Here is a 26,045-nt window from a genome sequence, read left to right as displayed (position 1 = left end):
TGTTAGTTATCTTTACCAACTTAAAGGAGATTTCAACCTCAATTTGTTAAGTATACAGCTATGGTCTCGTGCCTCCGTTACAAGCAACTATTGTTCAATACAATAATCGATTGCTCAAAAATAATGAAAGATTCTCATTAATTACAGAAAAAGCGGAGCAGATTATACGCATAAAAGGAAAGAAAACAGTTTCTTTTAGAGAAGAGAAATGTTCTTCTAGAATATCGAGAAGTATTCACTTTTGCCGTAGCGCGCCATAGCCACAGGAGCCAAGATTCTCTTTGCGACGAAAGCGAAGCGTCAGGAGCAGGAACAGGAGATCCAAACAGGCCACGCCTGTTTTAGCTCCTTTGTAGGCTGTGGCAAAGCGCGGAGGCGACGATACCACTTTAGTTTAATATCTTTTATTACCCTAATGGTATTTTTAGGATGTATTTTTGCTCATTACGAGTAAAGTAGATAAGGAGGAGATGTGATATGTTTAAAGGATTAATGAAGAAAATAGCTAAAACGATTGATTCCAATAGAGTATATCAACAGGCAACAGGAAATTCATTATTAAAAGTGTTGTTTGATAAGGGTTTAACAGGTGAATATTTATCCTTTTTCAAGATGAATGCGATTCCTGGAGAATACCGTACGTTATTTAATATGTATATTCCAAAAAAGAGAGGCGGCTACACAGAGGTTGATTTAGTATTTATCCATGAGATAGGCATTTATGTCGTCGAGTCGAAAAATTATAGTGCATGGATTTACGGGAATGGTGAGCAGAAAAATTGGACACAAGTGTTTCCGAATGGGAAGGAATATTCTTTTTACAATCCGATTAAGCAAAATGAAGGGCATATTCGTGCATTGCAGCATGTCCTACCTGCATTACCACAAAATTTGTTTATCAATCTAGTTGTATTTAGTGAACGATGTCAATTAAAAGAAGTTGAGTTTACGCAAGAAAGAACATATGTCATGAAACGTCCAGAGTTGAAAGAACTTCTTTTAAAAATGATAAAATATCGAAAAGCTATTTTTACAACTGCTCAAATCCAAGCGATGTATGATGCATTAAAACAATACGAACAGGTAGATGAGCGCATTGTTCAGGAGCATCGTGAGTCGATTCAAAAATATCAGCGATAATCAAGGGGGCGGATATATATCTAGGCTGATAACCTATTTAAGTTTATATCACTAAAGAGTTTCTTTTGTCGGAAGAAAAATATGAAAAAGATTCCATGTTAAACGAAAACGATACAGATATTCAAGGAGATGAGCATAGAAATGGTTAGTTTTTACGGTCAACTTTCTACAGAAGTATATGATATAGATAAATTTATTGGCAGATCATTTGGGGATGTAGAGTATTATTTTGAAAGATTAAAAGAGATTAAGGGAAGAATTTTGGAGCCTGCTGTAGGGAATGGGCGTATCTTAATCCCTTTAGTAGAAAAGGGGCTGAATGTGGAAGGGTTGGATCTCTCTGAGGACATGCTAAATTTATGTGAAAAACATTGTGCGGAAAGAGGTCTGTCTCCGAATCTACATAAATTAAATATGAGTCATTTTGTATTAGACCATAAATATGAAGCGATTATTGTTCCCACTGGGTCATTTTTATTGCTACACCAAAGGGCAGATGCTTTAAATGCTTTAAGGTGTTTTTATGATCACTTGGAGATGGGAGGGCGCATAATAATAGATACTTTCCTTCCAACATCTTTTCAGCAAGGCTATGTTTCGACGAGGGTGATAAAAACGCCTGAAGGAGACACGATTACATTAGAAGAGATATTGGTCGATGTGGATCAAATAAATCAATTTACGGTGACTCATCATAAATATCAAAAATGGAGAAATTCTAAATTGGTCGATACAGAACTCGAACACTTCCCCTTAAAGTGGTATGGGGTGGAAGAGTTTCGCTCTATTTTAAAAGAAATAGGATTTGAAGATATTATCATTTCATCTAATTATCAATATAATAATTATCCAACAGATGTAGAACAAATAGTAACATATGAAGCAGTAAAAAGGTAACGATTAAATTAGGGAATTAGTATAAAGGGGAAAGCAGTATGGAAATCCAAATTGAAAAAGCCACAATAGCAGATTTTCAAACAGTGAATGCCATTGTAAAAGAGGGGCATAATGTGCATGTAGAGGCACTACCATACTTGTTTAAAAATGTACAAAAAGTCATGCTAATCTCGTATTATCAACAATTACTAGAGGACGAGGCTAGTGATATTTTAATTGCAACAGAAAATGCAACAATAGTCGGTTTTGCGGTTATTAGTTTAGAATCGTAACCACCATTTGATTCACTCGTTCCAAGAAAGTTTGCCTTATATAAACGATTTTGGTGTTAAGATCGTCGACCAACGAAAAGGAATTGGTAAAAAGCTATTTGAAGCCTGTATTGCTTGGGCGAAGGAAAAAGATGTACAAAGTGTAGAATTGAATGTATGGGAATTTAATCAAAGCGCTATTTCGTTTTATGAAGGCCTTGGCATGAAAAGTATGAGTAGAAAAATGAATTTGATGTTGGAATGATTAAGTAGCCGTTACTAGAGCAGTAACGGTTTTTTTGTTTAGGACACACTATAAAAAAGTACATATATCAAGGGGAAAGTGAGATGGAAAATCACGAACAGAAAGAGGGAGACGGTGAGTAGACGTGATGTAGTGTATATAAAAGATGGGGCAATGGATTGGGCATGAAACGTTATTGACTGTTGGCTGTGGTGTGATCACAGAAGATAATGGAAGAAATGTTGCTCAATCGGATCGATCAAGATACTTGGTGTATTCCAGGTGGCACAATGGAAATTGGCGAGCCCTTTGAGTAAACGGCGATACGAGAAACATATGAAGAAACAGGCTTAGATGTAGCCGACTTGAAGTTATTGGGCATTTATTCTGGTGAAGCTTGTTTTGTTGAATATCCAAATAAAAATCAGGTTTATAGTGTGCAAATTATTTTTGCAGCAGCCCATTATGCAACTGAGCTCAAGCCAAATGACATAGAAAGTAACGAGCTACGATTTTTTTGTAAGCATGAATTGCCCCACCAGTTAAACCAAAGGCAACAACAATTTATTCTTGATTGGGCACAAAATAAATCGTTTCCAATTGTTAATTAAAGGAATAGAGTAAATGGAAATTCGCATGAATGTACAGGAAGGTTATTACCAGGCCATCAATATAGTGAATGTTTGGTGGGGTGGGCAGCAAATGACGCATTTATTGCTGCGCCTGTTTATATGGATTTATCATTAGATTTGTCTCACCAACACATCCGAATGAAGCATACATACATTTTGTAGGCGTCAATCCTGTAGTGATAAAGAGAGGATTAGCTAAAGAACTATATACATTCTTTTTCAATACGGTTCGTTACATCACATCTCCAATGAACGAAGGCTCTATTGCTTTTCACGAATCAATGGGCTTTTCGATATGTTTAGGAAAAGATTATACTGGATTAGGGCAAGACCATATTTTATTTTCTTAAAATTTTTGAAAGTTCTTATATAATAATCTAGACCCTATTAATAAGGGTTTATTTTCTGGTAAAATTAAAGGTTTATATACAATGATGCTGAGGTGATTATATGAAGAGTCGCTTAAAAGAATTGCGTGCGCGGGATAGCTTAAATCAATCGGAACTCGCAAAAAGAGCCAAAATTTCACGGCAAACTGTGAGTTTAATTGAGCGTGAAGAGTACATGCCATCCTTACTTATTGCTGCACGTATTGCAAAAGTTTTTAACGAACCGATTGAACATGTCTTTCTATTTACGGAGGAGGAATTATTATGAAGAAGTATTTGATGCCGATGGTCTTAGCTGTACTCTTTGTTTATGCATTCAGTCAATGGGTAGGAGTAGCCCCACATGAAACAATCTCGTACAATAGCCTATACATAGCTAATTTGGTGAGCCTCGTCGGTTTATTGATCACAAGCTTGTATGCAGTGTATATCAAAAGTAAGAGAGGGACACCAGTCGATATAGAGCAAGAAGATGAGCGGCGGGTTATGTTAGAACGAGCAAGTTATTCGATGGCAATGTGGCTACAAATCCCATTTTCTGTTTCTTTTGTGGCATTGACTGGGGGCTTTATCGTAGCGCGTGATTCGAATCCAAAGCTTGTTCTCTATGCTATGATTTTATGTGCAGTGTCCTTTTTTGCACAAGTAGCTGCCGTTCACTTATACCGCTATGTAAATCCCGAATATAAACTACCTGATCCGAATTCACCAACCTATCAACAAGAGTTATTTGATAGTTTTGATGATGGAGAAAAGCATTTAATGTTAAAAAGCTTTTATAAATTGTATTATACGTTGTTGTTTTTCATCGTTTTATTATGTTTTGCGTTAATGTATTATTCCGTTTTCTCAGGAAACTCGCAATTAATGAGCATTATCGGGCTGGGTGCTATTTTGCTGTTTATGCAAATTTACCATGCATCCAATTTAAAACCGAAGAAATATTAGATATATGTGTTGTGCCATCGTGCTGTATGAAAAGTGCGATGGCATAATTATTTGTATGGACGTATGCGCATTCGAGGTTTGTATGTATACATAAACAAACGGAAGTAAATAATGCCCAATGAGCCTCGTTACGAAATCATTCGGCACACAAAAAGGGAGGAAAAATCATGACAACAGTAAACATTGGCATCATTTTAGGTTCAACACGTGAAGGACGTGTCAGCCCGCAAGTCGGAAAATGGGTGAAAGAGCTAGCAGATAAGCGCGGTGATGCCAACTACACAATTATTGATATTGCTGATTATAAATTACCTTTATTAGGCGAACCAGGTGTAGACGCTTCAGGGGCAGCCGCTTGGTCAAAAGTAATTAATGCACAGGATGGGTTTATTTTTATTGCACAAGAATATAATCACTCCATCACTGGTGCATTAAAAAATGCATTAGACTACTTACGGGATGAATGGAACAACAAAGCAGCGGGAATCGTGTCATACGGCTCGGTCGGCGGTGCCCGTGCAACGGAGCATTTACGCGGTATTTTAGGGGAATTATTAGTGGCAGATGTGCGTGTACATCCAGCATTGTCATTATTCACGGATTTTGAAAACGGCAATGTATTTAAACCAAAAGATGTACAGGCTGACTCTGTTAATCAAATGTTAGATCAATTAATTCCGTGGACAACAGCTTTAAAAACCATTCGTTAAAAGATAACAATCTGTAAGCTGCCTATACGAGCTTGCAGATTTTTTTATGATAAATCCGCTATTAAATTCACAGAAAACATTCTCTATGATGGGTAAAATTAACTTACGTTTGGTATAATAGAAGGTAGATAAAGGAGGCTATTCCATGATTAGTAGTTATAAAAATATTGCTGTAGCGCTCGACTTTTCACAGCAATCGATTGATGCATTTGAGCGCGCGGTGGACATTGCGAAACAAAACAGCGCGACACTTCATTTAATTAGTGTCGTTGATACACATTCATTCGGTACAGTGGAAGCATATGATGCGAAGTATGCGGAAAAGTTAAAACAAGAGTATGAAGTGAAAATGGGTGAATTAAAGGCAAAAGCACATGAAGCTGGTGTGGAACATGTCAATACGAAGGTGGAGACAGGAAAAGCAAAAGTAATTTTAACGAATTTACCTAACATGAATTTAATCGTCATTGGTGCGACAGGCTTAAACCGAGTAGAAAAGTTAATGCTCGGCTCCGTATCGGAACGCATTGTCCGTCATGCAAACTGTGACGTACTTGTTGTGCGTAACGAAAAATAAAAATAGCTGCACCCTTGTTGGGCGATAAACAACTAAGGGGCAGCTTTTCTATTAAATAGATTAAATCAATTCTTTATGCTCTTTGATGGGGCGAATATGAACCATATCATGGAACCGTTTTACTTCACGATATGGAAGACGGCGTGGTGGCGTTTTTCGATCATCTATATCCATTTGGAAATGTTCAATACGTCCCTTTGCAAAACAAATGAGCCGCTGGAAAGGATTAATCGCGATAGCATTTACATATTTCCCGAACAGCATAAGGTCATGTCCATCGTTAAAATACATATTTAATGCAGCACGACTATGAGCAATGCTGTGCGGCGTCGTACATGGATACCATATATCCTTAAACGTAATACCGAGCAATACGATATAAGGCATTAAATCATGGGCGTCGCCTTCTACAAATTGATTTGGTGCTGCTTCTGTTAGTTCATATACACGCAAGTTTGAATCAAATACCATTAATTCATGGTAAATGAGTGGAATAACCGGAAGGCGAACACGCTGTTTAGCTATTGAACTATGCTGTGGACGTGGCGACGATAAGAATAATTTGTTTTTTGTGTAATAAGAAACATCTTTTCCAACTACTTGTTGATGCTGTGTATTTTCATAGACAACGGCGTAAAACATATCGAGAAATCGAACAATTTTATAAGTAGCGTTATCATAAGGACTTTGGGAAATATAGGCTACACATTCTTCTAATGAATCAAATCCTTTATAGAAGTGATAGCTATCATAAACAGAATCAAACCATTCTTTATAAATCATATCTTCTGTTTCAAAAAATTGAGGAGTTTCAATTAGTTTTCTTGAAGAAATCACCTTTCCATCCCAATACCTGAGAATGCCGACAGACAATAACTGCGCTTCTAACTGCTGTTCATAAGCTTCCTTTGCGATCATTATGCTTATACTAGTCATATGTCACCTTTCCAATACATTATTTTTATAATAAATGATACATTTAACCCTATTGGTGAAATGGTTATTTTAATACTAAAGTCATATAATTATAAATTTATCGTAAATGGGACCTTTTCGCAATTCACTAATCAAATATGAAAGTAAAAAATGTATAAACGAGAAAAAAACGTACATTTATAGAATTTTCGCGCAAATTTGTGCTAATGGAAAATATAGTTCATTATTTGTACATGAAATAGGGTGGGGAAAGGGATATGGACGAATTATAATAAAAGAAAGAAATGAAATGAGGCAATGACATGAAATTTGTAATTCTTGCATTAGTAATTGGGGTGGTTGTATGGATGTTAGTATCGGCAGAAATGACCTACATTCGAGCAGACAAACAAAAAAAGAACATGCAACAAGAAAAAGGAGAGAACTAGCAGCAGGATACGTCTTGCTGTTATTTTTTTATGATGAAAAGTGTTGCCGCCTAGTTTTTGGAAGGTGCTTCCTTTAAAATGGAAGGTACATGGATTGCGGGAGTGACTACTATGAAAAAGCGGACGTTAGGTCTTTCTATCATCTTTACGGCGATGCATTATATCGTGCCCAATGTGTTAACAGAAAGCAAATCAGAAACGATCGAGCAACGATTTTTTGATGCTGACATTTTTGATGAAGCAAGTGACTTGTTAGGTGTGCATGCAATGGGGTACTACGATGACCACATTCTATATGTGTATACAGCCAACTCACATGTTATACGTGAAACAGAAGTCTATTTCCGAAAGTTACTCGACGTACATGGCATGAGAGATTATGAAATTGAAGTATTGTATGTAGATCCTAAGTGGGAACCGTAGATTTTTAATTAGGGAATAATCGCCCATTTGAAATAGAGTGATGTAAAAACAGCCTGAATGATTTCTGGAACAGGTGATTAATGTTTATTGGGGGATTAAGAATTGAGATGACTGTTCAGGCACAAAATCAAAAAATATTTTCTACTAAATACAGTGTGGGTGACAAAAAGCATTGCGGTTGTGAAAACTGTCTTTTTTATGCTGAAAAGATTGTGAGAAATATAAAGCTAGTGAAATTTCTACAATCTTTCGGTGTGGATGTACAGAAAGCTGATGAAGTATGGTGTTATAAAGAGGAAGACGGCTATAAATATTTCAGTGTAGATTATGTTAATTTGTATAGTGAAACTGAAGGTACTTATACATTTGATAATATTATTGTGAAAATTGATTTTATGTTAGATGTTGCTGAAGGACAGCCTACACATTGGATAGAGATAGAAGCTATTTTAGAAGCTGAGTAATAGATGATAAAGGGAATGCTCAGGATTACTTTGTAAACTATAGTGTTGAAAAGTTGAAGACATGGGATCAATATTCGGAGTCTTTACTTAGCATACTATCATCGCCCTTTGTTTTATAAGAAAGCTTAAAATAAAAAACCGCACTTATACTTGTTGCACAGAACTGGTCATAAGTAAGTGCGGATTAATAAAAGCTTCATTTGGAATGCAAATAAGTTTTTAAATAAAGTAATAGATAATCAGTTTATGGCAAAACTTTGGAAAGTCCCCCAATGTTCTTGTCTAGCAAACTGAGGATAGGTGGACATATAGTTCACTATGATGGGGGCATGATTTAGATTAGGGTATGCGTCGAATAAAAATCTATCGCCGTATCGAATAGCTGTTAAGGCAAGTGGTAATTCACGCCGGAATATGGCCATGCGTTTTGCTGCTGTATTTTGGTCATATTCTCCTTGATCGATATATACATAAACACAGTAATATAAGAAACCTCCGTTTGTTTTCCATTCACCTAATACTTCATCTCTCATTGTAGGATTGATTTTATCCCAGGCATAATGAGTTCCAATTGTTAAAAATAAATCGCCCGTTAAATCCGAGTGAGTGAGTGTGTAACGTCTTGGAATAACAGGTTCCGTAGCAGTAACACCATGCCTGTATTCTACAGATAGTTTTTCTGGATTAAATTTACTCAAGCAATCACCTCCAATTGGCTTTTTTTAATCAGTGAAATCCTATTTGAGCCCGCATTGTCCATATTCCTTTTATTATTGAGCAGCGTTATAATTACGTAAGATTGGAAAAAATCATGAAACGTTTAGAACGGAAGAGAGGGGATCTTCTTGAGTAAAACCGTTTGTGTCATTGGTGCTGGCGTTGGCGGGTTAATGGCAGGGGCCCTATTAGCTCAAAAAGGCTATAGTGTAACCGTTCTGGAAAAGGCGACAACAGTAGGTGGGTCTGCAGGTTGGTATGCGCGAAAAGGACGTATTTTTCCTACAGGTGCGACGATTGCCTTTGGATTAGAGGAACGTGGTTTATTGGACACATTATTTAACGAACTCCAACTAAAGCTACCATTCGATATGTTGCATCATCCTATGGACGTCATATTACAAGATCGCAAAATTTCGATTTATCGAGATGCGACAAGGTGGGATGAAGAACTTTTACATGCATTACCTGAAAGAAGACAAGCTGTCAGCAGCTTTTGGCAAAAACTCGAACAAATCAGTGAAATAGTATATGCAGTGACAGCCACAGGGGTTTCCATGCCGATTCGGCGTATGTATGACTTAGGTCAATTACCACGCTATGCTCTTGCTCATCCAAAATTGATGCTACGTTTGGCACGCTACGCGACATGGACAGTAGAGGATTTATTGCGTAAATACAACCTACAATCCTATGAGCCACTACGGCAGTTTTTGGATGCACAGTTAATGGATGCGGCACAAACCGACTGCACCAAAGCGGCGTTATTGCCATCTAGTCTAGCATTAACGATTTATAGAAGAGGGAGCTTCTACATCGACAAGGGAATGGGGCAATTAAGCGAAGCATTAGCACAACGAATTGTCCAGCTTGGTGGTGAAGTGATTGTAGCTTCTCCTGTGAAAGAACTGGTTTATGAACAGAAAAATTGGCATGTGACGAGTAAGAAGCGGAATGGAGCCTATGATATAGTCATTAATAATACAGGTATTTCTTTTGGGCGAGGTACGAGTCATGCAGAATCTAAGACATTTTCTTGGGGGGCTTTTCGGGTAGATGCACTTCTGAACGATGCATTTTGGCATCAGGAGCTAAACGCAAGGCAGCTTCCTTTTGCCCTTCAAATTGTACCAAGTAAAGAACATGCTGTGTTATTTTCAGACGGACACGGCCCTGTATATGTCACCTTCCAACCAGCGTACAATCAACATAATGAACGAGTTGATGGAGAAATCATGATGACTTGCTCCATTCATGCAAATGTGGAGCAGTGGGAACAATATTCAAAAGAAGAATATAAAGTGAAAAAGCAACAATTAACCGAGGCAACCTTGTCAGAAATTCAAAAAGTCGTGAATATAGAAGACTATTTAATCTATGCAGAAGCAGGGACGCCCTTAACGTATAAAAAATTTATCGGAAAATCGGGTGTAGGTGGTTTTCCTTTAACAGTAAGAAATGCTGTCGTAAAACCTAGAAGCGTGCGTTCATCCTTACCGCAATTGTACATTGTAGGCGAACAATCATTTCCAGGACCAGGTACGCTATCCTCCGCACTAAGTGGCTATTATGCGGCGCGAGCGATTACGCAAGCCCACCCGTTAACTTGATTTGATTAAGCAAAAGATGCCACCTTGGTGAAGGAAAGTTTTCTTCCGTTTTTTCTATAGATGCTTGCTGGATCAACTGCTTGCGTTAACTTTTTAATCAATAGTTGTTTAATTGCATTTGGTAGCACATATATCACCACCTAGAATGTTGATTTGATAACGTTTTAGGTGGTATTTATATTTTATTCATTCATGATAGTTCCAACAAATAGTGCGCCAAATAAAATGCTACAAAGAAATAAAAGGATTATATAGATTGTCTTTCTTACTTGATAGGGGAGTTCAGCGATAATGCCCCAAATCATATTAACCCAAAATGGAGCACCACTTATGCTACGGCTAATTTCTTCTGTTTTTTCGGTTTCGAAAAATTTATAGATGAACATATCGATAGAAAATAATTTGAAAACTTCCATTAACACCCCCTAATTATTTATCATTTCCTACATTATTTAACGTTATATAATTAATAATATTTAACTCCTAATAAAACCCTTTGTTTCCATAAAATACATATATTTCTCGGTATAAAGTAAAGAAATCACAACAATTATCACATAAGTGAGTTTGTTTAATTTACTATTTTAACACAGTATATAGCTGGCTAATTAATTACAATACTTATTGTAAAAAATTTCTTGTTTTGGTAGTCTGAAAGTATTGAGTTTTGGAGGTGAATAGATGAAAAAGTGTGATGTATATTTTTTAGAAGTGACATGTCGGGCTTTAACTTGTCACAAGTGTCAGTTGTTTCTCCTGAAAATAAATTCAGACGAAGATAGAAAATTGTCAGATGAAGTTTATTTAACAAATTTAATAGAATTCTTAACTATTGAAATAGAAGGTTACGGCGCTATATAAACAAAAGCAAGAGATAGAATGAACCTGTTGTACGATATTAAGTGGTAATGTCTATTAAAATATTCATTTATGAAAGGAGATTAGTATGTATTCTTTATCTAGAAAAATCCTACTTTATTTATCTATTTTATTATTATTTAATATTGCCTTGCTTTTTCCACCAAGTAAATCTTTCGCGGAGAGTGAAGTTAAAATTTGGCCAGTATCAGATTTGAGTGTCCCAGCCGACAAAATATGGACAATTACGTTTAATTCGGAAATAAACTTTAACGACATTACTAAAAATATTATTGTAAAAGATTCTAATGGGAAATCTGTAGATGTAAAAATCAGTGGGAAGGATAGCTACAATATCATCGTAGAACCTCCCGTTGGTGGATACAAATCTGGGGAGCTATATGAATTAAATATTAGCAACAATATAAAATCTTCAAGGAATGTTCCACTTAATCAACCAGTCTCTTTAAGATTCAAAATTGAGAAGAAGGAAGTCGAGAATATAGATTTTAAACAGGAAATCAACGAGATTGATAATAGTATTATTAAAAATTTAAATAATAATATTATTAGTATAGACAATAGCAATAACGAACAACCAATTGTTATAGGTAATCTCATTAAATTACCACCAACTGAAGAGAATCCTTTAGGTGTAATTAAGAGAGTTGTATCTATTGAAAGTACAGGAGACACTACGATTTTTACTACAGAAGAACCAAAAATCGATGAAATATTAAAGGATTTGGAACTTTCTCAAAGTGTCCCGATTACTGCTGAACATGTATCGGATGTGCCAGAAAACGTCTCTGTAAGAAGTGTAAATTATGTTGAAACATTATCTTCAAAAAGTAAAATAGAACCTTCTGCAACCTTTAATCCCATGCAAGAAATAAATGGTAAATTTGTAAAGGATGGAAAGGGCGTCACGGCAATCGAGGTAGAGTTTAACAACTTTAAAGTCGAAACAGATAGTGGGTTACCTATTACGATAAATGGTAAGCTGATTTATAAAAAACCGGTAGTGGAGTTTGATAAAAAAGTTAAAGGAGGAAAATTAGAAAGATTTAATATGGCACTAACAACTGCTACGGAAGAGCAACTTACTGTTTCTTTAGGGGTTGGTGGTAATTTTAGTTTAGAAGATATCCATAAAGATTTAGTACCTGAATATTTTGAGAAAGAAGTAGAAATTGGTTATGTGACTGTTCCAATTGGTACAAGTGGTCTTGGTGCAAGAGTAAAACTAGGATTCTTTATTGAAGGTGACTTTAAAGGAAACATTTCTACTACTATTAGTAGGAATTCGGAAATGACGCTTGGAGGCTTGGCAGAGGACGGTAAAGTTACGCCAATTTTCCACTCAAAAAATGATTTAGGATTTTTTGTTGGAGGGAAAGGGGAATCGAATGTTCGAGCAGGTGGTTTTTTAGATGCATACTTAGTATTTGTCAACCTTTTATCGGGTGGAGTTGAAAATGATATTGGCTTATATAGTAAATTTCAAGTAAAAGCTGGACTTGGCTCGAAGTTGAGTATTGATTCAAAAGAAGATAGTAACATAGAGCCATCTCTTGCTTGCTATAATTATGAACCTGGTAGTTATATTAAAAGTAAGCTAGTTGCAAATCTAGAAGTTTCTTGGTTCAATTACGAGAAGACTTTACTGAATGTTGAAGTATTCAAACAGGAAAATCCATTTGAGGAATTTGTAAAGAATACATGCTTACAATTGGAAGGTTTATCGGTACCAAAAGAAATTTTACTAAAGCCAGGTGAATCCCAACCAGTAACCATCAAGGGAGTCTTCTTTGATTATTATGAAATGCTAAATAAAACGGAAGACTTAAAGGAAAAAAATAAATGGAAATTTATTTCTGTCGAATCTAGTAATCCATCAATGATAAAAGTTATAGACAATACGCATGTATTAGCTGCATCAAATGTTGATGATAATGAAGAATTCAAATTAACCGTTCGATATAAAGAAGGAAAAACTGAAAAGACAGCTGAAATCCCAATTGTAATTGATTCAGGCCTTCAAGTAGCAACTGCAGAAGATTTAGCAAAAGCTCGATATAAAACGGTTATTAAGGATGAAAAAGGAGATAAGTATACCCTTTATATGATCCCTAAACGTGAAAATTTAGATAATTACGGTTCTTATCGCGGTGACTATGGATTTGCTCTTCAAAAGGTTGGTAGTAAAACGGCATTATGGCAAAAAGAAGAGGTAGAGGATTATACCTTCAATGAAGATTTAGGTATCGGTGAAATCGGAAGAAAGGATATGGTTTCCGTTATTAAAGGGAAAACAGATTCGGCATTTGATTTACTAGTATTATCTGAAAAGATGACAGTAAATGATAACTTCCTAAAACTTTATGGTATTTATAAAGGTAAATTAGTTAAATTGAAATTTAAAGGAGATACAACAGGCTATTCTACTGTATCTACACCTCTTCCGAAATTCATTAATTCGGATACAATACAAAATGTCGAATACTCTAACCATCGTGATTACTCTTATAATTTTGAAAATTACCGTATTAATCTAGAAAAAGGACTTTTGGAAAAAGTAGGAGACTCTATACTATATGGTGATAATTATCTTAAAGATGGCAACATTGTATACGATCGTTGGATAAAGGAACCTGACTATTTTGTTAAAGTTGAACAGCAACTTAAAAATTGGGAGGGAGAATGGACAAGGGAACTTTCATTCAACCGTGGAATATTAAAAATTACAAACGTTCAATTATCTACCTTTGATTTTGAGTTACATGTTTCTAGCGGGGCTCATGTTGACTTCATGGAAGGAACAGCGCGAATTATGGGCAACACAGCGTACTTCACTGACGGTGATTCAGCATGCAAATTGACATTTACTCATAAGGGAGAAGCGATCGATATTGAACAAACAACAGCTTGTGCTGGATTAAGTACATTCTTTGATGGGGAATTTGCACTTAATCCAGTTCCAATTGAAGAATCCTTATATCCATTTGTAATTGATGATAAAACTGTGAATGAGAAGTTTCATGAACTGACAGGTGCGGATTATCAACTCTTTTATGAAAGTATGCAATTAGTTTCTAAAGACCCTTATGATGATGAAGTAAAAGGTAAGGTTATTACAGGTGCAGTTAGAGGACTATTCACAATAATGGAGGGGATCATTATTATTGGTGATGACGGGCATCTCTACGGGGCAGTCATTAATGATGGTTCAGTTCATTATTATACAAACAATCCAGACTACAAAAAAAGATTACCAAAATCTATATTAACTTGGATGGAACGATTTAATCATTATGATGTAAAGTATGTAACAAAATAGTTCAGTAAAGTAAAAGTGCTGGCCTTGTTGTAGGCTGGCACTTTTACTAATGTAGGCTGTTTTCATGTGGATATCACTAGAACCTCTATTTTGAATACAAAAAGTCTCTAGTAAACAAAGTAATGTTTGATAGCTTTATAGAAACTCCTAGAAGATGCTAAAGATAAGTGATTTGATGTTGAGTCACCGACTAATTAGCCGGTTGTTGAGATTTATAATTTTTGTAACAGTTGTTGAATTTTTTCTTTTGTTTCAGTAGAACTTGTATCTATAAAATTACTATCTGTTAAAGAGGATATAGGCCCATTAAAGTCAATTGTCTTGCCAAGTGATTGTAAATCTAATTGTTGGATTGAGTCGTCCTTAATATTTGAAAATGCTGCGACTAAATGGAGTTCGTCTTTAGAAGCTTGTACTAGAGCTAGGTTTCCTTGTGATTGTTCTGAATTTAATTGTTGCAATAAAAAATCCTTCACAATGTATAAAATATCTTGTTCATTTAACTTAAAATAACTATGTTTCAAGCTGCAAAACCACCTTCATAAATTCCTTAAAATCATCAATATGCGTTTCTAAAATCGCCTCTAAAATATCAAGCTTTAATGCTTGGTAATCATGGACAGCAATATTACGGAAGCCAACTATAGTTACGGTTTTATTTAAGATGACGTCATTCATTATCAAATACACTTCTTCGTTCTTTAATCGCTTTGATGATAGGAGCGCGCTGTTCGTTTAATGTTGCGTACATACTATAAGCTCTCACTTTTTAAGGAATGCCTTTTATGCATTTCTTACATCCATATTGATATACGTGTAAGAAAGCTAGTTTACTGCGAACATATAAACGAGCCTATTGCCACTCGGGTAGGCTTATTCCTCACTCTATGAATCATTTTTATTTTTTACAATTAGTTGTCCTTTTTGTTCTAAAGCGTTGAGCGTATATGAGCCACCAGTTTCAGAATGAATCGTAACATCTTTGCCTTGGTAGTGTTCATCAATATATATGAATAAATAGACTTCTAATTCCACAGAAACAAATTGCCCACGTTCGCCTTCTTTTAATATTAATAAGCTGTAACCCTCATTTGAATAATTAAAAATGGCAATGGATGGTGCATCATTAATCGTTAGAGCAAATACTGTCAGTTCACCATCTATCCATTCAGCTTTCTTCGTAACTTTAGCGATTTCTTTATCTAATGAATAGTTTTCTACGTAATGGAATGCAATTTCTCGCCATAGCTCTTTTTGCGTTGGATAACTTGTATTGGACCAAGTAGCAAATTGGGATACTTGTCCATCTTGATCTACACGTAATGTCACACCTATTGAAGGTGTTTTACTATCATTTACTTGGAATTCCCCGACGGTATATCCTGGTTCATAATGTTGTGGGGAAATGGCGAGTTGTTTCTTGGGATATGTTTTTTCCAAATAGGCTTCGAGTTGTTGATAGCGTTCTGCATGCGTGTTCACTTTTAATGTAGGGTAGTAAAGATAGTAGCTAGCATAGCCCATAATTAAAGCACTTGTAATGCCAATCACCAGTTTTTTTCGCTTTCGTAAAATGAGCCAAATGATCATAATTGCCATTAGTACACCAAAACCAAGTAGAGAAAAATAAATATTTTCACCTGGACTCAAATGATCGCCCCCTAACTCGAATTGAATGGTTTCTTTTAAAGTGTAAACTAATTTTTGGTATGTAGCTACTTGGATTATGGGGATAGAAGGAATTCAGGGACATAAAAGACATTTAAGTTTGTAATGAGGAACGGTATCATAAGTAGGGACCATTTATGAAAAGGACCACCTAGAATGTTGGTGTGACAACAATTTAGGTGGTTCCGTTATTAAACAAACTTTTATTTGAGGGCTTTTTACATAGCCTAATTAAAATCCTTTGCGTTGTACCGATTAGACAAATTCATGTTTTGCCAACGTTCTTTTGTTTGTTCGTATTGCTTGGATACTTGTTGTTTGATGCTTCTATTTTTTTCTGTTTCGTTGAACTGTTCGAGCACTGCAAATGCTTCATCATAAAATGTTTTTTGGAAAGGGTCTGTATCAATGCCTCGTAACATTAAATCTAAAAGTTTTTCGTTTTCTTCTAATAGCTTATAGCTTTCGGCTAATTGTAGTTTTAGCTTGCTATTAGATGGTTGAAGGCTTTCACTGTTTTGTAAGTGAACAAGTGCTGTTTCTTTTAGGTCCTCTTCATTTGTCATAACGTATAATCGTGCATATAGTGCTCCAGCTCGCCGTTGAAGCTCTGGGTCATAACGGTTAGCGTCCATCCCTCTTTCTAATAATGTAGCAGCTTCCGTTACAGGTAAGCTGGACGACCACTGTTTATTCAGTAGTTCTGCATAAGCAAATTTTGAACTCATCAAAAACGTAAAACATGTGAGTAACATAATTGGAATAAGTATGAGTCGCTTTTTCGTTGTTCCCATTTTGTTTAAAGGCTGGATGGCTAGACAAAACTGCCAACATAATAAAAAACACACACTCCCAAAAGACAGAGTGAAATCAATTGTCGCATGTAATAAAATCACAGCACAAAACAATAATGGTGGTGCTGAAAACTTCACCTTATATGTAACACACAGCTTAATAGCGAGACTTATGATTGCAATTACAACCGCAACCCCAATAACTCCCCAATCCACAAGAAAGTTTAAATAGCCATTATGTAATTCAGAAGCAATATAAGGATACCTTTGATAAGTGCCATATACCATTTCCCACGCATTTCCTCCGATACCGAATGGATGTTGTGCAATAATTTGCAGAGCATCTTTGCTCATGAGGAGCCTTTCGATAGCGGTTGGTTGTTTAGGTAGTTGTAATCCTAAAACAGTACCAATTGCGAGTATAAGAAGTGCAGAAGGTAAAAGCCAAAACGGTAAAAATTTCTCACTTTTTGATGGAAACATGGGCACTTTTTTGACGAGGAGCGTCATACTGTAAGCTCCGAGTATATAAATAACAACCATGACGATTGTATAATCGCGAATGGCATAAATTAGCAATGCAATAGCGCAATTTGTCACAAAGTAAAATAGTGCAAGCCATTGTTTATCTGTCGAAATGAAAAATAAAGAAACGATGAATACAATGAACGTCGCCCCAATTGCCCCGATGGATCCCGATAGGAAAAGATGTACGGGAAATGAAAACATACTGAGAGCAAGCAGAGTAGCTTTTATATTGTTTGCTTTATGAATAAACAAGTAGAGCGTATAAATAAAAAAGGCTCCCATTACTGCCCCGTAACTATTTGGATATTCAAACGGTCCACCGATACGATTGTTTACAATCCAAGAATTAAATGGAATCCACTGAAAATATACAAGCAAACTCACAATAGAAATACATAAACCTAGCCATATCGCACTTTTTTCCATTGCTTGATGTATTTTTCTCTCCTTGTATATGGAATAAAGCATAAAGAAAAAGCATGTATAAGCTGAAAAGCGTAATAGCTCTTGATATGTGCCAAATATATTTTCATCGGAAGTAAATAAAAATAGCATACAGCTTATTGGGAAAATAAAGAGAAGCAAGGGGAAAATCGGAATCGCTCTTTTTGTGATGAGAATAAACAGTGTATGAATTAAAAACATCAAAAACAGAACAGCCTCAATGACAAAAAACGCTTGATCAAAAAAAAGACCGTCCATCAAAATACCTATAAGTAATATAAAAAACAAAATGCCATAAAGGTAATCTTTCATATCTTTCACCTTGATATTATTATTTTTGTACTACAAAACTATTGTAAATTATACTATAATACTACTGTAAATCCAACAAAAGGGAAAACAAATGAAAAAGAAACTATTAATTATTCTAGCAATTGCATTAGGTTGTGTAATTGGCTTTTTTGCATATGGAATGGCGGGTTTATCAACACAGAAGCATGAGCTATTTTCACAGCACGCAACAACAATATACGATGGTGAAAAAAATATTTTAACTAATTTAGTACCTATATATGATGAAAATGCATCAATTCCAATTTCTAGCTCGTGGTTACATATGATAAAGCAATTAGCAGACAATCAGGTTATTGTGGAGAGTATAACAAAAAAAGAAGCAAACGGCCTTCAGAAAACAGCGCTGAACATATTATTAAAAATGCCGTTTATTCAAAAAAAGCTCTATAACAATTACTATACACAAGCTTATATGGGGTACGGTATTTTTGGTTTACATACTGCATCTAGAACCTATTATGGTATAGATGTAAAGAAATTAACTGATGAACAATTGCTTCGGCTATTACTTGTAGAAGCGCAGTATGCAAAGACAGGGCATGTTCAAATCGGAAATTTACAATCTGATTATAAAAAAATGGCTTCAAAATTTGGTCTGAGCACACAAGCGCCAACGTTTGAATTAGTAAGTAAAGCAGACTATCCATATTATGATGTCGTCACAGGTCTATATAGCGAAATACAAAAGTTTTCTATAAAAGAACGAGATCTTTATTTACAGCCATATGAAATATATTCGACTATTGATGCACTCATACAGAAAAGAGTAGACCAAACGGTGAATCAATATCATTTCCAAGATTATAAAACAGCTGATGCCCCGGATGTGCAGGCTGCGGTTGTTATAGCCAATCATGAAAATGGCCATATTCTAGCTTTATACGGTGGTGTTCAGTCGCGTTATTTCGATATAAATCGTGCAGTACAATTAGAAAAACCACCTGGCTCGACGTTTAAACCGATTAGTGTCTATGCACCAGCTTTAGAAATGGGCTATACTGCGCAGTCGATTCTACCAGACAAGCCCTTCAATTTTAATGGATATAAACCGAAAAACTATGATTTGGCATTTCGACGTAATGTAACTTTACAAGAAGCGTTTGCGCAATCTTATAATGTGCCAGCAGTATGGCTTTTAAATAAAATAGGCTTGGAAAAAGGAAAAGAATACGCTACAAAATTTGGCTTTGAAATAGAGCAACGTGAGGAGCTACGAATTGCCTTAGGTAGTTTAGTAAATGGCGTAAGTCCAGCGAAAATGGCACAAGCCTATAGTGCTTTTGCGAATGATGGTGTGATGAATGATGTACATTTGATTCAAACCATCGTGAAAGATGAACAGCAAGTATCCTATGAAATACAGTCTGAGCGTATTATTACGAGCTTCTCAGCAAAGCAAATGACAGAACTTTTAGCATCTGTTGTTAACGAAGGTACAGCAAGTCAATTGAAGCTACCATATATGACTGTAGGTAAAACAGGTACGATGGCCAATCCATTACAAACAGATAAAAGTGAGCATATTTGGTTTATCGGTTCAACTTTGAATATGACAAGCGCAGTATGGATTGGATTTGATGAAACACCAATGGAAGGTGGATTAGCGGTATCTAGTGGAGATGGAGCTGTAAAATTATACGAAGCAGTTCTGCAATCCGTTTATAGATAAAAAATAAAGAAAGGAGCCGCATAAACACGGTTTAACAATGAAAAGGAGGAATTATATGCGTAAGAAATTTTTATCTTTAGGAATTATTGTCGCAATGCTTATTATGATTGTCCCACAATACTCTTTTTCTGCAAGTTTTTCAATGGACCCGCAACTGGAAAATATAATTAAACAGCATGAAGGGTTAGAAAACGTAACAATTGCAGATTTAGAAAACTTAGAAGTACTTTATTTAGACCGTTGGGATGAAACAGAGCCAAGCATTAACTCATTAGAAGGCTTACAACATGCTAAGAATTTAAAATATTTAGATGTCTCTAATCATCCCATTTCAAATTTAACACCCTTAAAAGATATTTCATTGACAAAACTTGCTTTAAGCAATACAAATGTAAGTGATTTAAGTCCACTACAAAGTTGGACAGTAACAGATAGAGTATATTTCTATTTCCCTAATAATGCCTTCACTTCGTTAAAGGGAATTGATAAAATCGCGTTATCAGCTAAAACAAGAGCCATTGATAACATTGATTTTTCTGGGAATGAATTAACAAACATTAATGAATTATCTGGATGGAAAAATCATACTTTCCAATATGTTGAGTCTATCCAACTAAATAATAATAAACTAACAGATATTTCGCCATTAGCAAATTTAAATGTAACAGAAAAAGTATATCACATCGATTTATCAAACAATGCTATTAAAGATATTACACCACTTGCAAAGTTTATTGGAAGTGGTATTGAATATATTAATGTAAAAAATAACCCACTAAATGCAGAATCTTTACAACTACTGTATCACTTAGAGGCAAATGGTACATATGTAAACTTTGGTGATGAATGGGACCCATCAGATTATGATTATTCGAAAATCGTGAAAAAGTGGGAGCAAAAAGATACAGATTATGAAGTAACGAACAAAACGGAAGTTCCGTTAGATTATCAGTTTAAGATTCGTTTCAGCGATGATGTTGATTTAAATTTAGTAAATAATGAAAACATTCAAGTTCGTGACAGTTCTTTCAATTTAGTTGATGTGAATTTAAAATTATTAGATTCAAAAACATTAGCAATTACGCCGCAAGAAAGCTATAAGCAACATAGTGTTTATTCTATTTATTTCAGTCCTGTATTAAAGTCAGCAAACCAAAAAGGGCTAAAAGAGTCGATTTTCTATTCATTCAAAACTGTCGATTTAACACCGACAGTTACGTTTAATAGTAATAGTTTAGAAGAAGAAGTAAGAGATGCGCTTCGAAAATATAACGGTCAACGTATTTCAGAGGCAGATATGAAAACCCTGACTTATATAAATATTTGGAGCAATATTAATGATTTCACAGGTCTAGAAAAGGCTATAAATTTAGTTGAATTTAAACTTGGTGAGGATACATCTGCAAGTCTTGCTCCGCTGCAAAATCTACCTAAGTTAAAAAGCCTGGAACTATATTATCAAACTGGGATACCGAATGGTTTAGAATTACTTCAAAATTTAGAAGAGCTCACAGTTTCCGATAGCCAGCTAACAGATTTAACGTCTTTACAAAATATGTCACAATTAAAATCACTCGATTTGAGTTGGTCAACTATCGACAGCCTAAATGGTATTGAAACGTTAACAGCATTAGAAACATTGAGTATTTACAATTTTTATGGCAATGCGACGAACGATTTATCATATTTGTTAAAGTTACCAGCTTTAAAAGAAATTACAATCGAAGAATCATTGCTGACTCCAAGTCTTAAACAAGAACTTGAACAAAAAGGCATTATAATTAATAAATTTAGTTATTAGTAAGTCTGCATGAGATGACTGTGCATTTTTTATGTAATGTTAACGCGTTGCCCAGTAAAACTCTCGGGCATGAGGAAAGCAAGACACATATCTAAAAAATTTCGTTATGATGTAACTGAATGAAAGTAGTTCAAGCGATAGTCTAAAAAGAAAAAGTAGATGCCTATGCGTTCAGGCATCTACTTTTTTTAGGGGCGCTATTGGATTTCTAATCGTCCATTCCAAAGAGAAGTTTCTGGTGTATAGCTACCTTGGGGAAAAATAAATGTCCATGGCATGCTAGTTTGTGGTGGGATCGTAAGTGCAGGTAGTGTAAATTCCTTCTCTGCTAAAATCCCTTGTTCATTCAAATAGACGAGTCGTGTGTTCTCGAACATGAGCGGAAATAGTGTGAAATTATGTGTTAATACAGTAATTAATAGCTCATTTTTATGATTGATGGCCTCCCGAATCGGAGCAAAAACAATCGTAGAATAATGTTGCTGCTTTGTTTCATTAAAAAGTTTTTTAATATGCTCGCGGTCTTGCGTGGACAATGCTTTGTCCCAAGATGCTTCAAATTGTAGCTGTTGCATATGGGCAACCTCCTTCATACGGTTAGTGTAACATAGCTGACAGCGGCCAGGGATGTTATTGTTTTTGTGTAAGAAATTATTTTTCCATCATTTAAAAAACAGCAAAACTTAAATATACGTAATTTCATATACAACTTAATTGTAAATAAGCGCCAACCAAGAGAATTGACACTTAATTATTTATAAGTCGTATGTCGATTTCGTTAAATAGCGAAATCAGTGCAAAAAAAAGTGATGATTATTTTTGCAAGATAAAAAAATAGTAAGCGAGAAAACTTAACTTTTTAATACAAATGCAATGCGAGCTTTTAGCAAAAAATATTTTACCATAGTATAATGAAAATGGATTTTATAGATATTTTGGAAGGGAGCTGCTTAAAATGGCACAAAATTTACAAGGAAAAGTAGCATTTGTAACGGGTGCAGCAAGAGGAATTGGAAAAGCAACAGCGCTTTACTTAGCAAAAGAGGGCGTACACGTAGGGTTACTTGCGAGAACAGAAGAAACATTAAAGGAAGTTGCTACTGAAATTGAAAGCTTAGGCGTGAAAGTAGCATATGCAACGGCTGATATTTCATCAAAAGAACAAGTCGATGCAGCGATTTCTTCACTAACAAACGATTTAGGGCCTGCCGATATTTTAATAAACAATGCGGGAACGGGTACATTCGGTAAGGTGATGGACATGGATCCAGCGGAGTGGAAGCAGATTATTGATACAAATTTAATGGGCACATACTACGTAACGCGTGCCGTGCTCCCTCAATTAATCGAAAAAAATGGTGGAGATATTATTAATATTTCTTCTACAGCTGGATTAAACGGCGCGGCTACATCAAGTGCTTATAGTGCATCGAAATTTGCGGTCATTGGTTTTACAGAATCACTGGCACAAGAAGTTCGCCGCAACAATATTCGCGTATCGGCTTTAACGCCAAGCACAGTAGCAACCGATTTAGCAATGGAAGCGAACTTAATTAAAGAAAACGATGACTCGAAAATCATGCAACCAGAAGATATTGCCGAATTCATCGTTAACCAATTAAAGCTAAATCCACGTATTTACGTGAAAACAGCAAGCTTTATCGCAACGAATCCTTATTAAATGAATGTCTAGGAGAGTTAGTTATCTAAAATAGATAGCTGACTCTTTTTTAGGATAAATGAGGTGAAACGCGTAAAAGTGTGGCCAACCCGCGTAAATTATCCAATAAGGAGTTGGCTGTTTTTTTATGTGCACCTCCAAGCCAGCCGCTCAAGTAGATATAGCTCTTTTAGGACGTAAGAATAAAATACTTAATTTCTTCGCCTTTTCCTGTGAAACGTGCAATAATAGATAGATTATGAAATAGTTAGGATGACTCGATGGAACAAATACGCGAAATATACGTAAAATCAAAATTTATTAAGCAAATGCAAAATGGCTATCCGCTTATTTTAAAAGAAGCTGTAGACATACCCGAGGTGCCGATTGCAGAAGGAACGATTGTACAATTATTAGATGCACAAGGTGGTTATATGGCGACAGGCTATTATGGTGAGCAAAACAAAGGCATCGGCTGGGTACTATCACGCAAACAAAAAGAAGTTATCGATGTGCGCTTTTTCACGAAAAAAATTCGTGAAGCGGCAGAAAAACGTGCTGACTTTTTTGCATCAGAAGACACGACGGCTTTCCGTGTATTTAACGGAGAAGGTGATGGAGTTGGTGGCTTAACAATTGATTTCTTCAATGGCTTCTATATGGTGAGCTGGTATAGTGAAGGAATGTATGCTTTCCGTGATGTCGTATATGAAGCGTTAAAGATTGCACTGAATACACGTGGTGTTTATGAAAAACTACGATTTAATACGAACGGTCAATATGTAGAGCAAGATGATTACGTATCAGGTGAAAAGGGTGATTTCCCATTAATCGTCATGGAAAATGGCATGAACTTTGCGGTTGATTTAAACGATGGGGCAATGACAGGGATTTTCCTTGATCAGCGGAATGTTCGTAAAGTACTACGCGATCATTATGCAAGCGACAAAACCGTGTTAAATACATTCTCTTATACAGGCGCATTTTCTGTAGCAGCAGCACTTGGTGGTGCATTAAGTACGACGAGTGTTGATTTAGCTAAACGGAGCTTAGCTAAAACAATCGAACAATTTGCAGTGAATGGGATCGATTATGAATCACAAGATATTAAAGTGATGAACGTATTCGACTACTTTAGCTATGCAAAACGTCATGATTTGAAGTTTGATGTGGTCGTACTGGATCCACCGAGTTTCGCACGGACAAAGAAAATGACCTTTAGTACAGCAAAAGATTATCCGAAGCTTTTAAAGGATGCACTTGCGATTACGAATGATCATGGTGTGATAATCGCTTCAACGAATAACGCCAGCTTTGACATGAAAAAATTTAAAACGTTTATTGATAAAGCGTTTAAAGAGACAAATACACGCTACAAAATACTAGAACAACATCAGTTGCCCGAGGATTTTACAGTACCACATAATTTCCCGGAATTTAACTATTTAAAAGTTGTTATTATTCAAGTCATCAACTAAAAGGACGGATAGAATGAAATATAATAAATCAATCATGCTCAAGCTTATCAATGAACATCGTGAGTTACATGATGAGTTAAAAAAACTAAAAGCTGAAATGGGCTTAGAGAAAAATTTTGCAGTAAAGGCATTGTATCATTCATATGTGGCAGAGGACGGGCCGTATATGAAAGATTACCAAGATTTAGAGCGACGTTAACGATGATTAGGATTGGAGAGGGGTTTTGAAAGTTTTATTTTCTAGACACCTCTATCTATGTATAAGATTGACTACCCTCTTATTTTTAATAGAATGTCCTTTAATTCTAAAAAGCTGCAACCCTCATAGACATAATTGAAAATGGCAATGGGTGGCTATGAAAAATGAATAAGCAAAAACTCATGGGTAGTAACAATACTGCTCATGAGTTTTTATAATGGTTAAGCTTCTTATTTAAAGTGTTCAATTTTCGTCATCATTTAACGATTTTCAACTTGCATTAGAAACGAAAGAAGTGGTTGAAAATTATGTAGAACATATGCGAATGCCAGTGTGTCAAAAATCTAATGATAAAATTGGTGGGAGATCCATAGTAAATAGACCTCAATAATTTACGATATCCCGTATTATTTACTCTACGTCAGATAATTCTTCGCCTGTAAGTAGCTCAAATAATTCCGCTGATGTACTCTTGCTTAATTGGCCATATTTACTTTCACCTTGTACAACAAGCTCCACTTTATCTTTGTTCGGGCTAATCCAAAGGGAATAAATGACCTTCGCCTGTTCATCGGTTCCTTCCAAACTGAATTTGTAATGTGGAAAGGATACCATACTTACTTTTGCATTTTCCCAACGGATATCCTCAAGAATAGCTTCAACTTTTTCGATTGTAGCATGATCGGTAATCGTTTTGAAATGCTCATATACCTTCTTTTCTCCAACACGTTTTTGTACTAAAATCTCATTTCCCTCAATTTCAATCTCTTTTGAACAAGCTGCAATTAAAATAAAAAATATACTAATAAAGGCTCAACACCAAAATCTGTTCTTGCTAAAAAAGAATACAAAAAAACATCTGTATCCGCTAGAGTTGAGAGTACGA

30 protein-coding genes are annotated in these 26,045 nt (G+C 35.5%); 21 read left to right on the top strand and 9 right to left on the bottom strand.

Annotated features, from left to right (window positions below):
• Positions 1–477: 477 nt before the first annotated feature.
• The 10 genes from AC3II9_RS20750 to AC3II9_RS20705 all read left to right on the top strand — a co-directional run bounded on the left by AC3II9_RS20750 (position 478) and on the right by AC3II9_RS20705 (position 5,788).
• On the top strand, positions 478–1,140 hold the full coding sequence (locus AC3II9_RS20750) for a nuclease-related domain-containing protein (protein WP_489158534.1): 663 nt from the start codon (positions 478–480) through the stop codon (positions 1,138–1,140).
• A 141-nt stretch (positions 1,141–1,281) separates the two neighbouring features.
• Complete coding sequence (locus AC3II9_RS20745; protein WP_489158532.1) at positions 1,282–2,037, top strand: class I SAM-dependent methyltransferase; 756 nt, start codon at positions 1,282–1,284, stop codon at positions 2,035–2,037.
• 38 nt (positions 2,038–2,075) lie between these two features.
• Complete coding sequence (locus AC3II9_RS20740; protein ID WP_489158530.1) at positions 2,076–2,309, top strand: hypothetical protein; 234 nt, start codon at positions 2,076–2,078, stop codon at positions 2,307–2,309.
• A gap of 7 nt (positions 2,310–2,316) precedes the next feature.
• Entirely contained in the window at positions 2,317–2,553 is a 237-nt protein-coding gene (locus AC3II9_RS20735; protein ID WP_489158528.1) for a GNAT family N-acetyltransferase, read from the top strand.
• 344 nt (positions 2,554–2,897) lie between these two features.
• Entirely contained in the window at positions 2,898–3,143 is a 246-nt protein-coding gene (locus AC3II9_RS20730) for an NUDIX hydrolase (protein WP_489158526.1), read from the top strand.
• Between the two features lie 197 nt (positions 3,144–3,340).
• On the top strand, positions 3,341–3,514 hold the full coding sequence (locus AC3II9_RS20725; protein WP_489158524.1) for a hypothetical protein: 174 nt from the start codon (positions 3,341–3,343) through the stop codon (positions 3,512–3,514).
• Between the two features lie 100 nt (positions 3,515–3,614).
• A complete protein-coding gene (locus tag AC3II9_RS20720; protein ID WP_489158522.1) occupies positions 3,615–3,821 on the top strand; it encodes a helix-turn-helix transcriptional regulator in 207 nt (68 codons plus the stop codon).
• Entirely contained in the window at positions 3,818–4,501 is a 684-nt protein-coding gene (locus tag AC3II9_RS20715) for a DUF3169 family protein (protein ID WP_489158520.1), read from the top strand. The genes AC3II9_RS20720 and AC3II9_RS20715 overlap by 4 nt, the downstream gene beginning before the upstream one ends.
• A 167-nt stretch (positions 4,502–4,668) precedes the next feature.
• Entirely contained in the window at positions 4,669–5,211 is a 543-nt protein-coding gene (locus tag AC3II9_RS20710) for an NADPH-dependent FMN reductase (RefSeq protein WP_489158519.1), read from the top strand.
• A gap of 145 nt (positions 5,212–5,356) precedes the next feature.
• Entirely contained in the window at positions 5,357–5,788 is a 432-nt protein-coding gene (locus AC3II9_RS20705) for a universal stress protein (protein WP_489158518.1), read from the top strand.
• 60 nt (positions 5,789–5,848) lie between these two features.
• Here the strand turns inward: AC3II9_RS20705 and AC3II9_RS20700 are convergent, their stop codons facing one another.
• A complete protein-coding gene (locus AC3II9_RS20700; RefSeq protein ID WP_489158516.1) occupies positions 5,849–6,724 on the bottom strand; it encodes a hypothetical protein in 876 nt (291 codons plus the stop codon).
• Positions 6,725–7,026: 302 nt separating this feature from the next.
• On the opposite strand from AC3II9_RS20700, the gene AC3II9_RS20695 reads away from it, so the two are divergent.
• From AC3II9_RS20695 to AC3II9_RS20685, 3 genes are all read left to right on the top strand, one after another.
• The gene (locus AC3II9_RS20695; RefSeq protein ID WP_489158514.1) at positions 7,027–7,152 is read left to right on the top strand and encodes a hypothetical protein; all 126 of its coding nucleotides are present in this window, start codon (positions 7,027–7,029) and stop codon (positions 7,150–7,152) included.
• Between the two features lie 111 nt (positions 7,153–7,263).
• The gene (locus AC3II9_RS20690) at positions 7,264–7,575 is read left to right on the top strand and encodes a hypothetical protein (RefSeq protein WP_489158513.1); all 312 of its coding nucleotides are present in this window, start codon (positions 7,264–7,266) and stop codon (positions 7,573–7,575) included.
• 107 nt (positions 7,576–7,682) lie between these two features.
• Positions 7,683–8,039 (top strand): hypothetical protein, encoded by a 357-nt coding sequence (locus tag AC3II9_RS20685; RefSeq protein ID WP_489158512.1) that lies wholly within the window; start codon positions 7,683–7,685, stop codon positions 8,037–8,039.
• Between the two features lie 239 nt (positions 8,040–8,278).
• Here the strand turns inward: AC3II9_RS20685 and AC3II9_RS20680 are convergent, their stop codons facing one another.
• Positions 8,279–8,737 (bottom strand): staygreen family protein, encoded by a 459-nt coding sequence (locus AC3II9_RS20680; RefSeq protein ID WP_489158511.1) that lies wholly within the window; start codon positions 8,735–8,737, stop codon positions 8,279–8,281.
• Positions 8,738–8,884: 147 nt separating this feature from the next.
• On the opposite strand from AC3II9_RS20680, the gene AC3II9_RS20675 reads away from it, so the two are divergent.
• Positions 8,885–10,366, top strand: coding sequence for a phytoene desaturase family protein (locus tag AC3II9_RS20675; RefSeq protein ID WP_489158510.1), 1,482 nt, complete (start codon positions 8,885–8,887; stop codon positions 10,364–10,366).
• Between the two features lie 182 nt (positions 10,367–10,548).
• On the opposite strand, the gene AC3II9_RS20670 is transcribed toward AC3II9_RS20675, so the two are convergent.
• On the bottom strand, positions 10,549–10,782 hold the full coding sequence (locus tag AC3II9_RS20670) for a hypothetical protein (RefSeq protein ID WP_489158509.1): 234 nt from the start codon (positions 10,780–10,782) through the stop codon (positions 10,549–10,551).
• A 265-nt stretch (positions 10,783–11,047) separates the two neighbouring features.
• Here AC3II9_RS20670 and AC3II9_RS20665 point away from each other — a divergent pair, with 265 nt between their 5' ends.
• Entirely contained in the window at positions 11,048–11,227 is a 180-nt protein-coding gene (locus tag AC3II9_RS20665) for a hypothetical protein (protein WP_489158508.1), read from the top strand.
• 85 nt (positions 11,228–11,312) lie between these two features.
• Complete coding sequence (locus tag AC3II9_RS20660; RefSeq protein ID WP_489158507.1) at positions 11,313–14,564, top strand: Ig-like domain-containing protein; 3,252 nt, start codon at positions 11,313–11,315, stop codon at positions 14,562–14,564.
• A gap of 212 nt (positions 14,565–14,776) precedes the next feature.
• Here the strand turns inward: AC3II9_RS20660 and AC3II9_RS20655 are convergent, their stop codons facing one another.
• From AC3II9_RS20655 to AC3II9_RS20640, 4 genes are all read right to left on the bottom strand, one after another.
• On the bottom strand, positions 14,777–15,088 hold the full coding sequence (locus tag AC3II9_RS20655; RefSeq protein WP_489158506.1) for a hypothetical protein: 312 nt from the start codon (positions 15,086–15,088) through the stop codon (positions 14,777–14,779).
• Positions 15,078–15,242 carry a HepT-like ribonuclease domain-containing protein gene (locus tag AC3II9_RS20650; protein ID WP_489158505.1) on the bottom strand — a complete coding sequence of 55 codons (165 nt, stop codon included), beginning with the start codon at positions 15,240–15,242 and terminating at the stop codon, positions 15,078–15,080. The genes AC3II9_RS20655 and AC3II9_RS20650 overlap by 11 nt, the downstream gene beginning before the upstream one ends.
• 207 nt (positions 15,243–15,449) lie before the next feature.
• Entirely contained in the window at positions 15,450–16,214 is a 765-nt protein-coding gene (locus tag AC3II9_RS20645) for a hypothetical protein (RefSeq protein WP_489158504.1), read from the bottom strand.
• A gap of 245 nt (positions 16,215–16,459) precedes the next feature.
• The gene (locus AC3II9_RS20640) at positions 16,460–18,310 is read right to left on the bottom strand and encodes a hypothetical protein (protein WP_489158503.1); all 1,851 of its coding nucleotides are present in this window, start codon (positions 18,308–18,310) and stop codon (positions 16,460–16,462) included.
• 91 nt (positions 18,311–18,401) lie between these two features.
• On the opposite strand from AC3II9_RS20640, the gene AC3II9_RS20635 reads away from it, so the two are divergent.
• Positions 18,402–20,021, top strand: a complete 1,620-nt coding sequence (locus tag AC3II9_RS20635; protein WP_489158502.1) for a transglycosylase domain-containing protein — start codon at positions 18,402–18,404, stop codon at positions 20,019–20,021.
• Positions 20,022–20,076: 55 nt separating this feature from the next.
• Positions 20,077–21,822: an Ig-like domain-containing protein gene (locus AC3II9_RS20630; RefSeq protein WP_489158501.1), complete on the top strand. Its 1,746-nt coding sequence runs from the start codon at positions 20,077–20,079 to the stop codon at positions 21,820–21,822.
• Between the two features lie 197 nt (positions 21,823–22,019).
• Here AC3II9_RS20630 and AC3II9_RS20625 read toward each other — a convergent pair whose 3' ends face one another.
• Positions 22,020–22,397: an SLAP domain-containing protein gene (locus AC3II9_RS20625; protein WP_489158500.1), complete on the bottom strand. Its 378-nt coding sequence runs from the start codon at positions 22,395–22,397 to the stop codon at positions 22,020–22,022.
• A gap of 380 nt (positions 22,398–22,777) precedes the next feature.
• Here AC3II9_RS20625 and AC3II9_RS20620 point away from each other — a divergent pair, with 380 nt between their 5' ends.
• The 3 genes from AC3II9_RS20620 (at position 22,778) to AC3II9_RS20610 (ending at position 25,159) form a co-directional block, all read left to right on the top strand.
• Positions 22,778–23,503 carry a 3-ketoacyl-ACP reductase gene (locus AC3II9_RS20620; RefSeq protein ID WP_489158499.1) on the top strand — a complete coding sequence of 242 codons (726 nt, stop codon included), beginning with the start codon at positions 22,778–22,780 and terminating at the stop codon, positions 23,501–23,503.
• A gap of 260 nt (positions 23,504–23,763) precedes the next feature.
• On the top strand, positions 23,764–24,960 hold the full coding sequence (locus tag AC3II9_RS20615) for a class I SAM-dependent rRNA methyltransferase (protein ID WP_489158497.1): 1,197 nt from the start codon (positions 23,764–23,766) through the stop codon (positions 24,958–24,960).
• Between the two features lie 13 nt (positions 24,961–24,973).
• The gene (locus AC3II9_RS20610) at positions 24,974–25,159 is read left to right on the top strand and encodes a hypothetical protein (protein ID WP_391373699.1); all 186 of its coding nucleotides are present in this window, start codon (positions 24,974–24,976) and stop codon (positions 25,157–25,159) included.
• Between the two features lie 411 nt (positions 25,160–25,570).
• Here AC3II9_RS20610 and AC3II9_RS20605 read toward each other — a convergent pair whose 3' ends face one another.
• Entirely contained in the window at positions 25,571–25,903 is a 333-nt protein-coding gene (locus AC3II9_RS20605; RefSeq protein WP_489158536.1) for a YhfM domain-containing protein, read from the bottom strand.
• Between the last annotated feature and the right edge of the window lie 142 nt (positions 25,904–26,045).

The sequence above is a fragment of the Lysinibacillus sp. RU7 genome (assembly GCF_057837305.1).
Note: the sequence above shows the minus strand (reverse complement) of the source record. Positions and strands in the feature narration are given on the sequence as shown.

What these genes read in the sequence shown, in the direction of transcription:
- AC3II9_RS20750 (WP_489158534.1), top strand. Translation starts at nt 478, where the DNA reads ATGTTTAAAGGATTAATGAAGAAAATAGCTAAAACGATTGATTCCAAT.
- AC3II9_RS20745 (WP_489158532.1), top strand. Translation starts at nt 1,282, where the DNA reads ATGGTTAGTTTTTACGGTCAACTTTCTACAGAAGTATATGATATAGAT.
- AC3II9_RS20740 (WP_489158530.1), top strand. Translation starts at nt 2,076, where the DNA reads ATGGAAATCCAAATTGAAAAAGCCACAATAGCAGATTTTCAAACAGTG.
- AC3II9_RS20720 (WP_489158522.1), top strand. Translation starts at nt 3,615, where the DNA reads ATGAAGAGTCGCTTAAAAGAATTGCGTGCGCGGGATAGCTTAAATCAA.
- AC3II9_RS20715 (WP_489158520.1), top strand. Translation starts at nt 3,818, where the DNA reads ATGAAGAAGTATTTGATGCCGATGGTCTTAGCTGTACTCTTTGTTTAT.
- AC3II9_RS20710 (WP_489158519.1), top strand. Translation starts at nt 4,669, where the DNA reads ATGACAACAGTAAACATTGGCATCATTTTAGGTTCAACACGTGAAGGA.
- AC3II9_RS20705 (WP_489158518.1), top strand. Translation starts at nt 5,357, where the DNA reads ATGATTAGTAGTTATAAAAATATTGCTGTAGCGCTCGACTTTTCACAG.
- AC3II9_RS20700 (WP_489158516.1), bottom strand. Translation starts at nt 6,724, where the DNA reads ATGACTAGTATAAGCATAATGATCGCAAAGGAAGCTTATGAACAGCAG.
- AC3II9_RS20695 (WP_489158514.1), top strand. Translation starts at nt 7,027, where the DNA reads ATGAAATTTGTAATTCTTGCATTAGTAATTGGGGTGGTTGTATGGATG.
- AC3II9_RS20690 (WP_489158513.1), top strand. Translation starts at nt 7,264, where the DNA reads ATGAAAAAGCGGACGTTAGGTCTTTCTATCATCTTTACGGCGATGCAT.
- AC3II9_RS20685 (WP_489158512.1), top strand. Translation starts at nt 7,683, where the DNA reads ATGACTGTTCAGGCACAAAATCAAAAAATATTTTCTACTAAATACAGT.
- AC3II9_RS20670 (WP_489158509.1), bottom strand. Translation starts at nt 10,782, where the DNA reads ATGGAAGTTTTCAAATTATTTTCTATCGATATGTTCATCTATAAATTT.
- AC3II9_RS20665 (WP_489158508.1), top strand. Translation starts at nt 11,048, where the DNA reads ATGAAAAAGTGTGATGTATATTTTTTAGAAGTGACATGTCGGGCTTTA.
- AC3II9_RS20660 (WP_489158507.1), top strand. Translation starts at nt 11,313, where the DNA reads ATGTATTCTTTATCTAGAAAAATCCTACTTTATTTATCTATTTTATTA.
- AC3II9_RS20650 (WP_489158505.1), bottom strand. Translation starts at nt 15,242, where the DNA reads ATGAATGACGTCATCTTAAATAAAACCGTAACTATAGTTGGCTTCCGT.
- AC3II9_RS20640 (WP_489158503.1), bottom strand. Translation starts at nt 18,310, where the DNA reads ATGAAAGATTACCTTTATGGCATTTTGTTTTTTATATTACTTATAGGT.
- AC3II9_RS20635 (WP_489158502.1), top strand. Translation starts at nt 18,402, where the DNA reads ATGAAAAAGAAACTATTAATTATTCTAGCAATTGCATTAGGTTGTGTA.
- AC3II9_RS20630 (WP_489158501.1), top strand. Translation starts at nt 20,077, where the DNA reads ATGCGTAAGAAATTTTTATCTTTAGGAATTATTGTCGCAATGCTTATT.
- AC3II9_RS20625 (WP_489158500.1), bottom strand. Translation starts at nt 22,397, where the DNA reads ATGCAACAGCTACAATTTGAAGCATCTTGGGACAAAGCATTGTCCACG.
- AC3II9_RS20620 (WP_489158499.1), top strand. Translation starts at nt 22,778, where the DNA reads ATGGCACAAAATTTACAAGGAAAAGTAGCATTTGTAACGGGTGCAGCA.
- AC3II9_RS20615 (WP_489158497.1), top strand. Translation starts at nt 23,764, where the DNA reads ATGGAACAAATACGCGAAATATACGTAAAATCAAAATTTATTAAGCAA.
- AC3II9_RS20610 (WP_391373699.1), top strand. Translation starts at nt 24,974, where the DNA reads ATGAAATATAATAAATCAATCATGCTCAAGCTTATCAATGAACATCGT.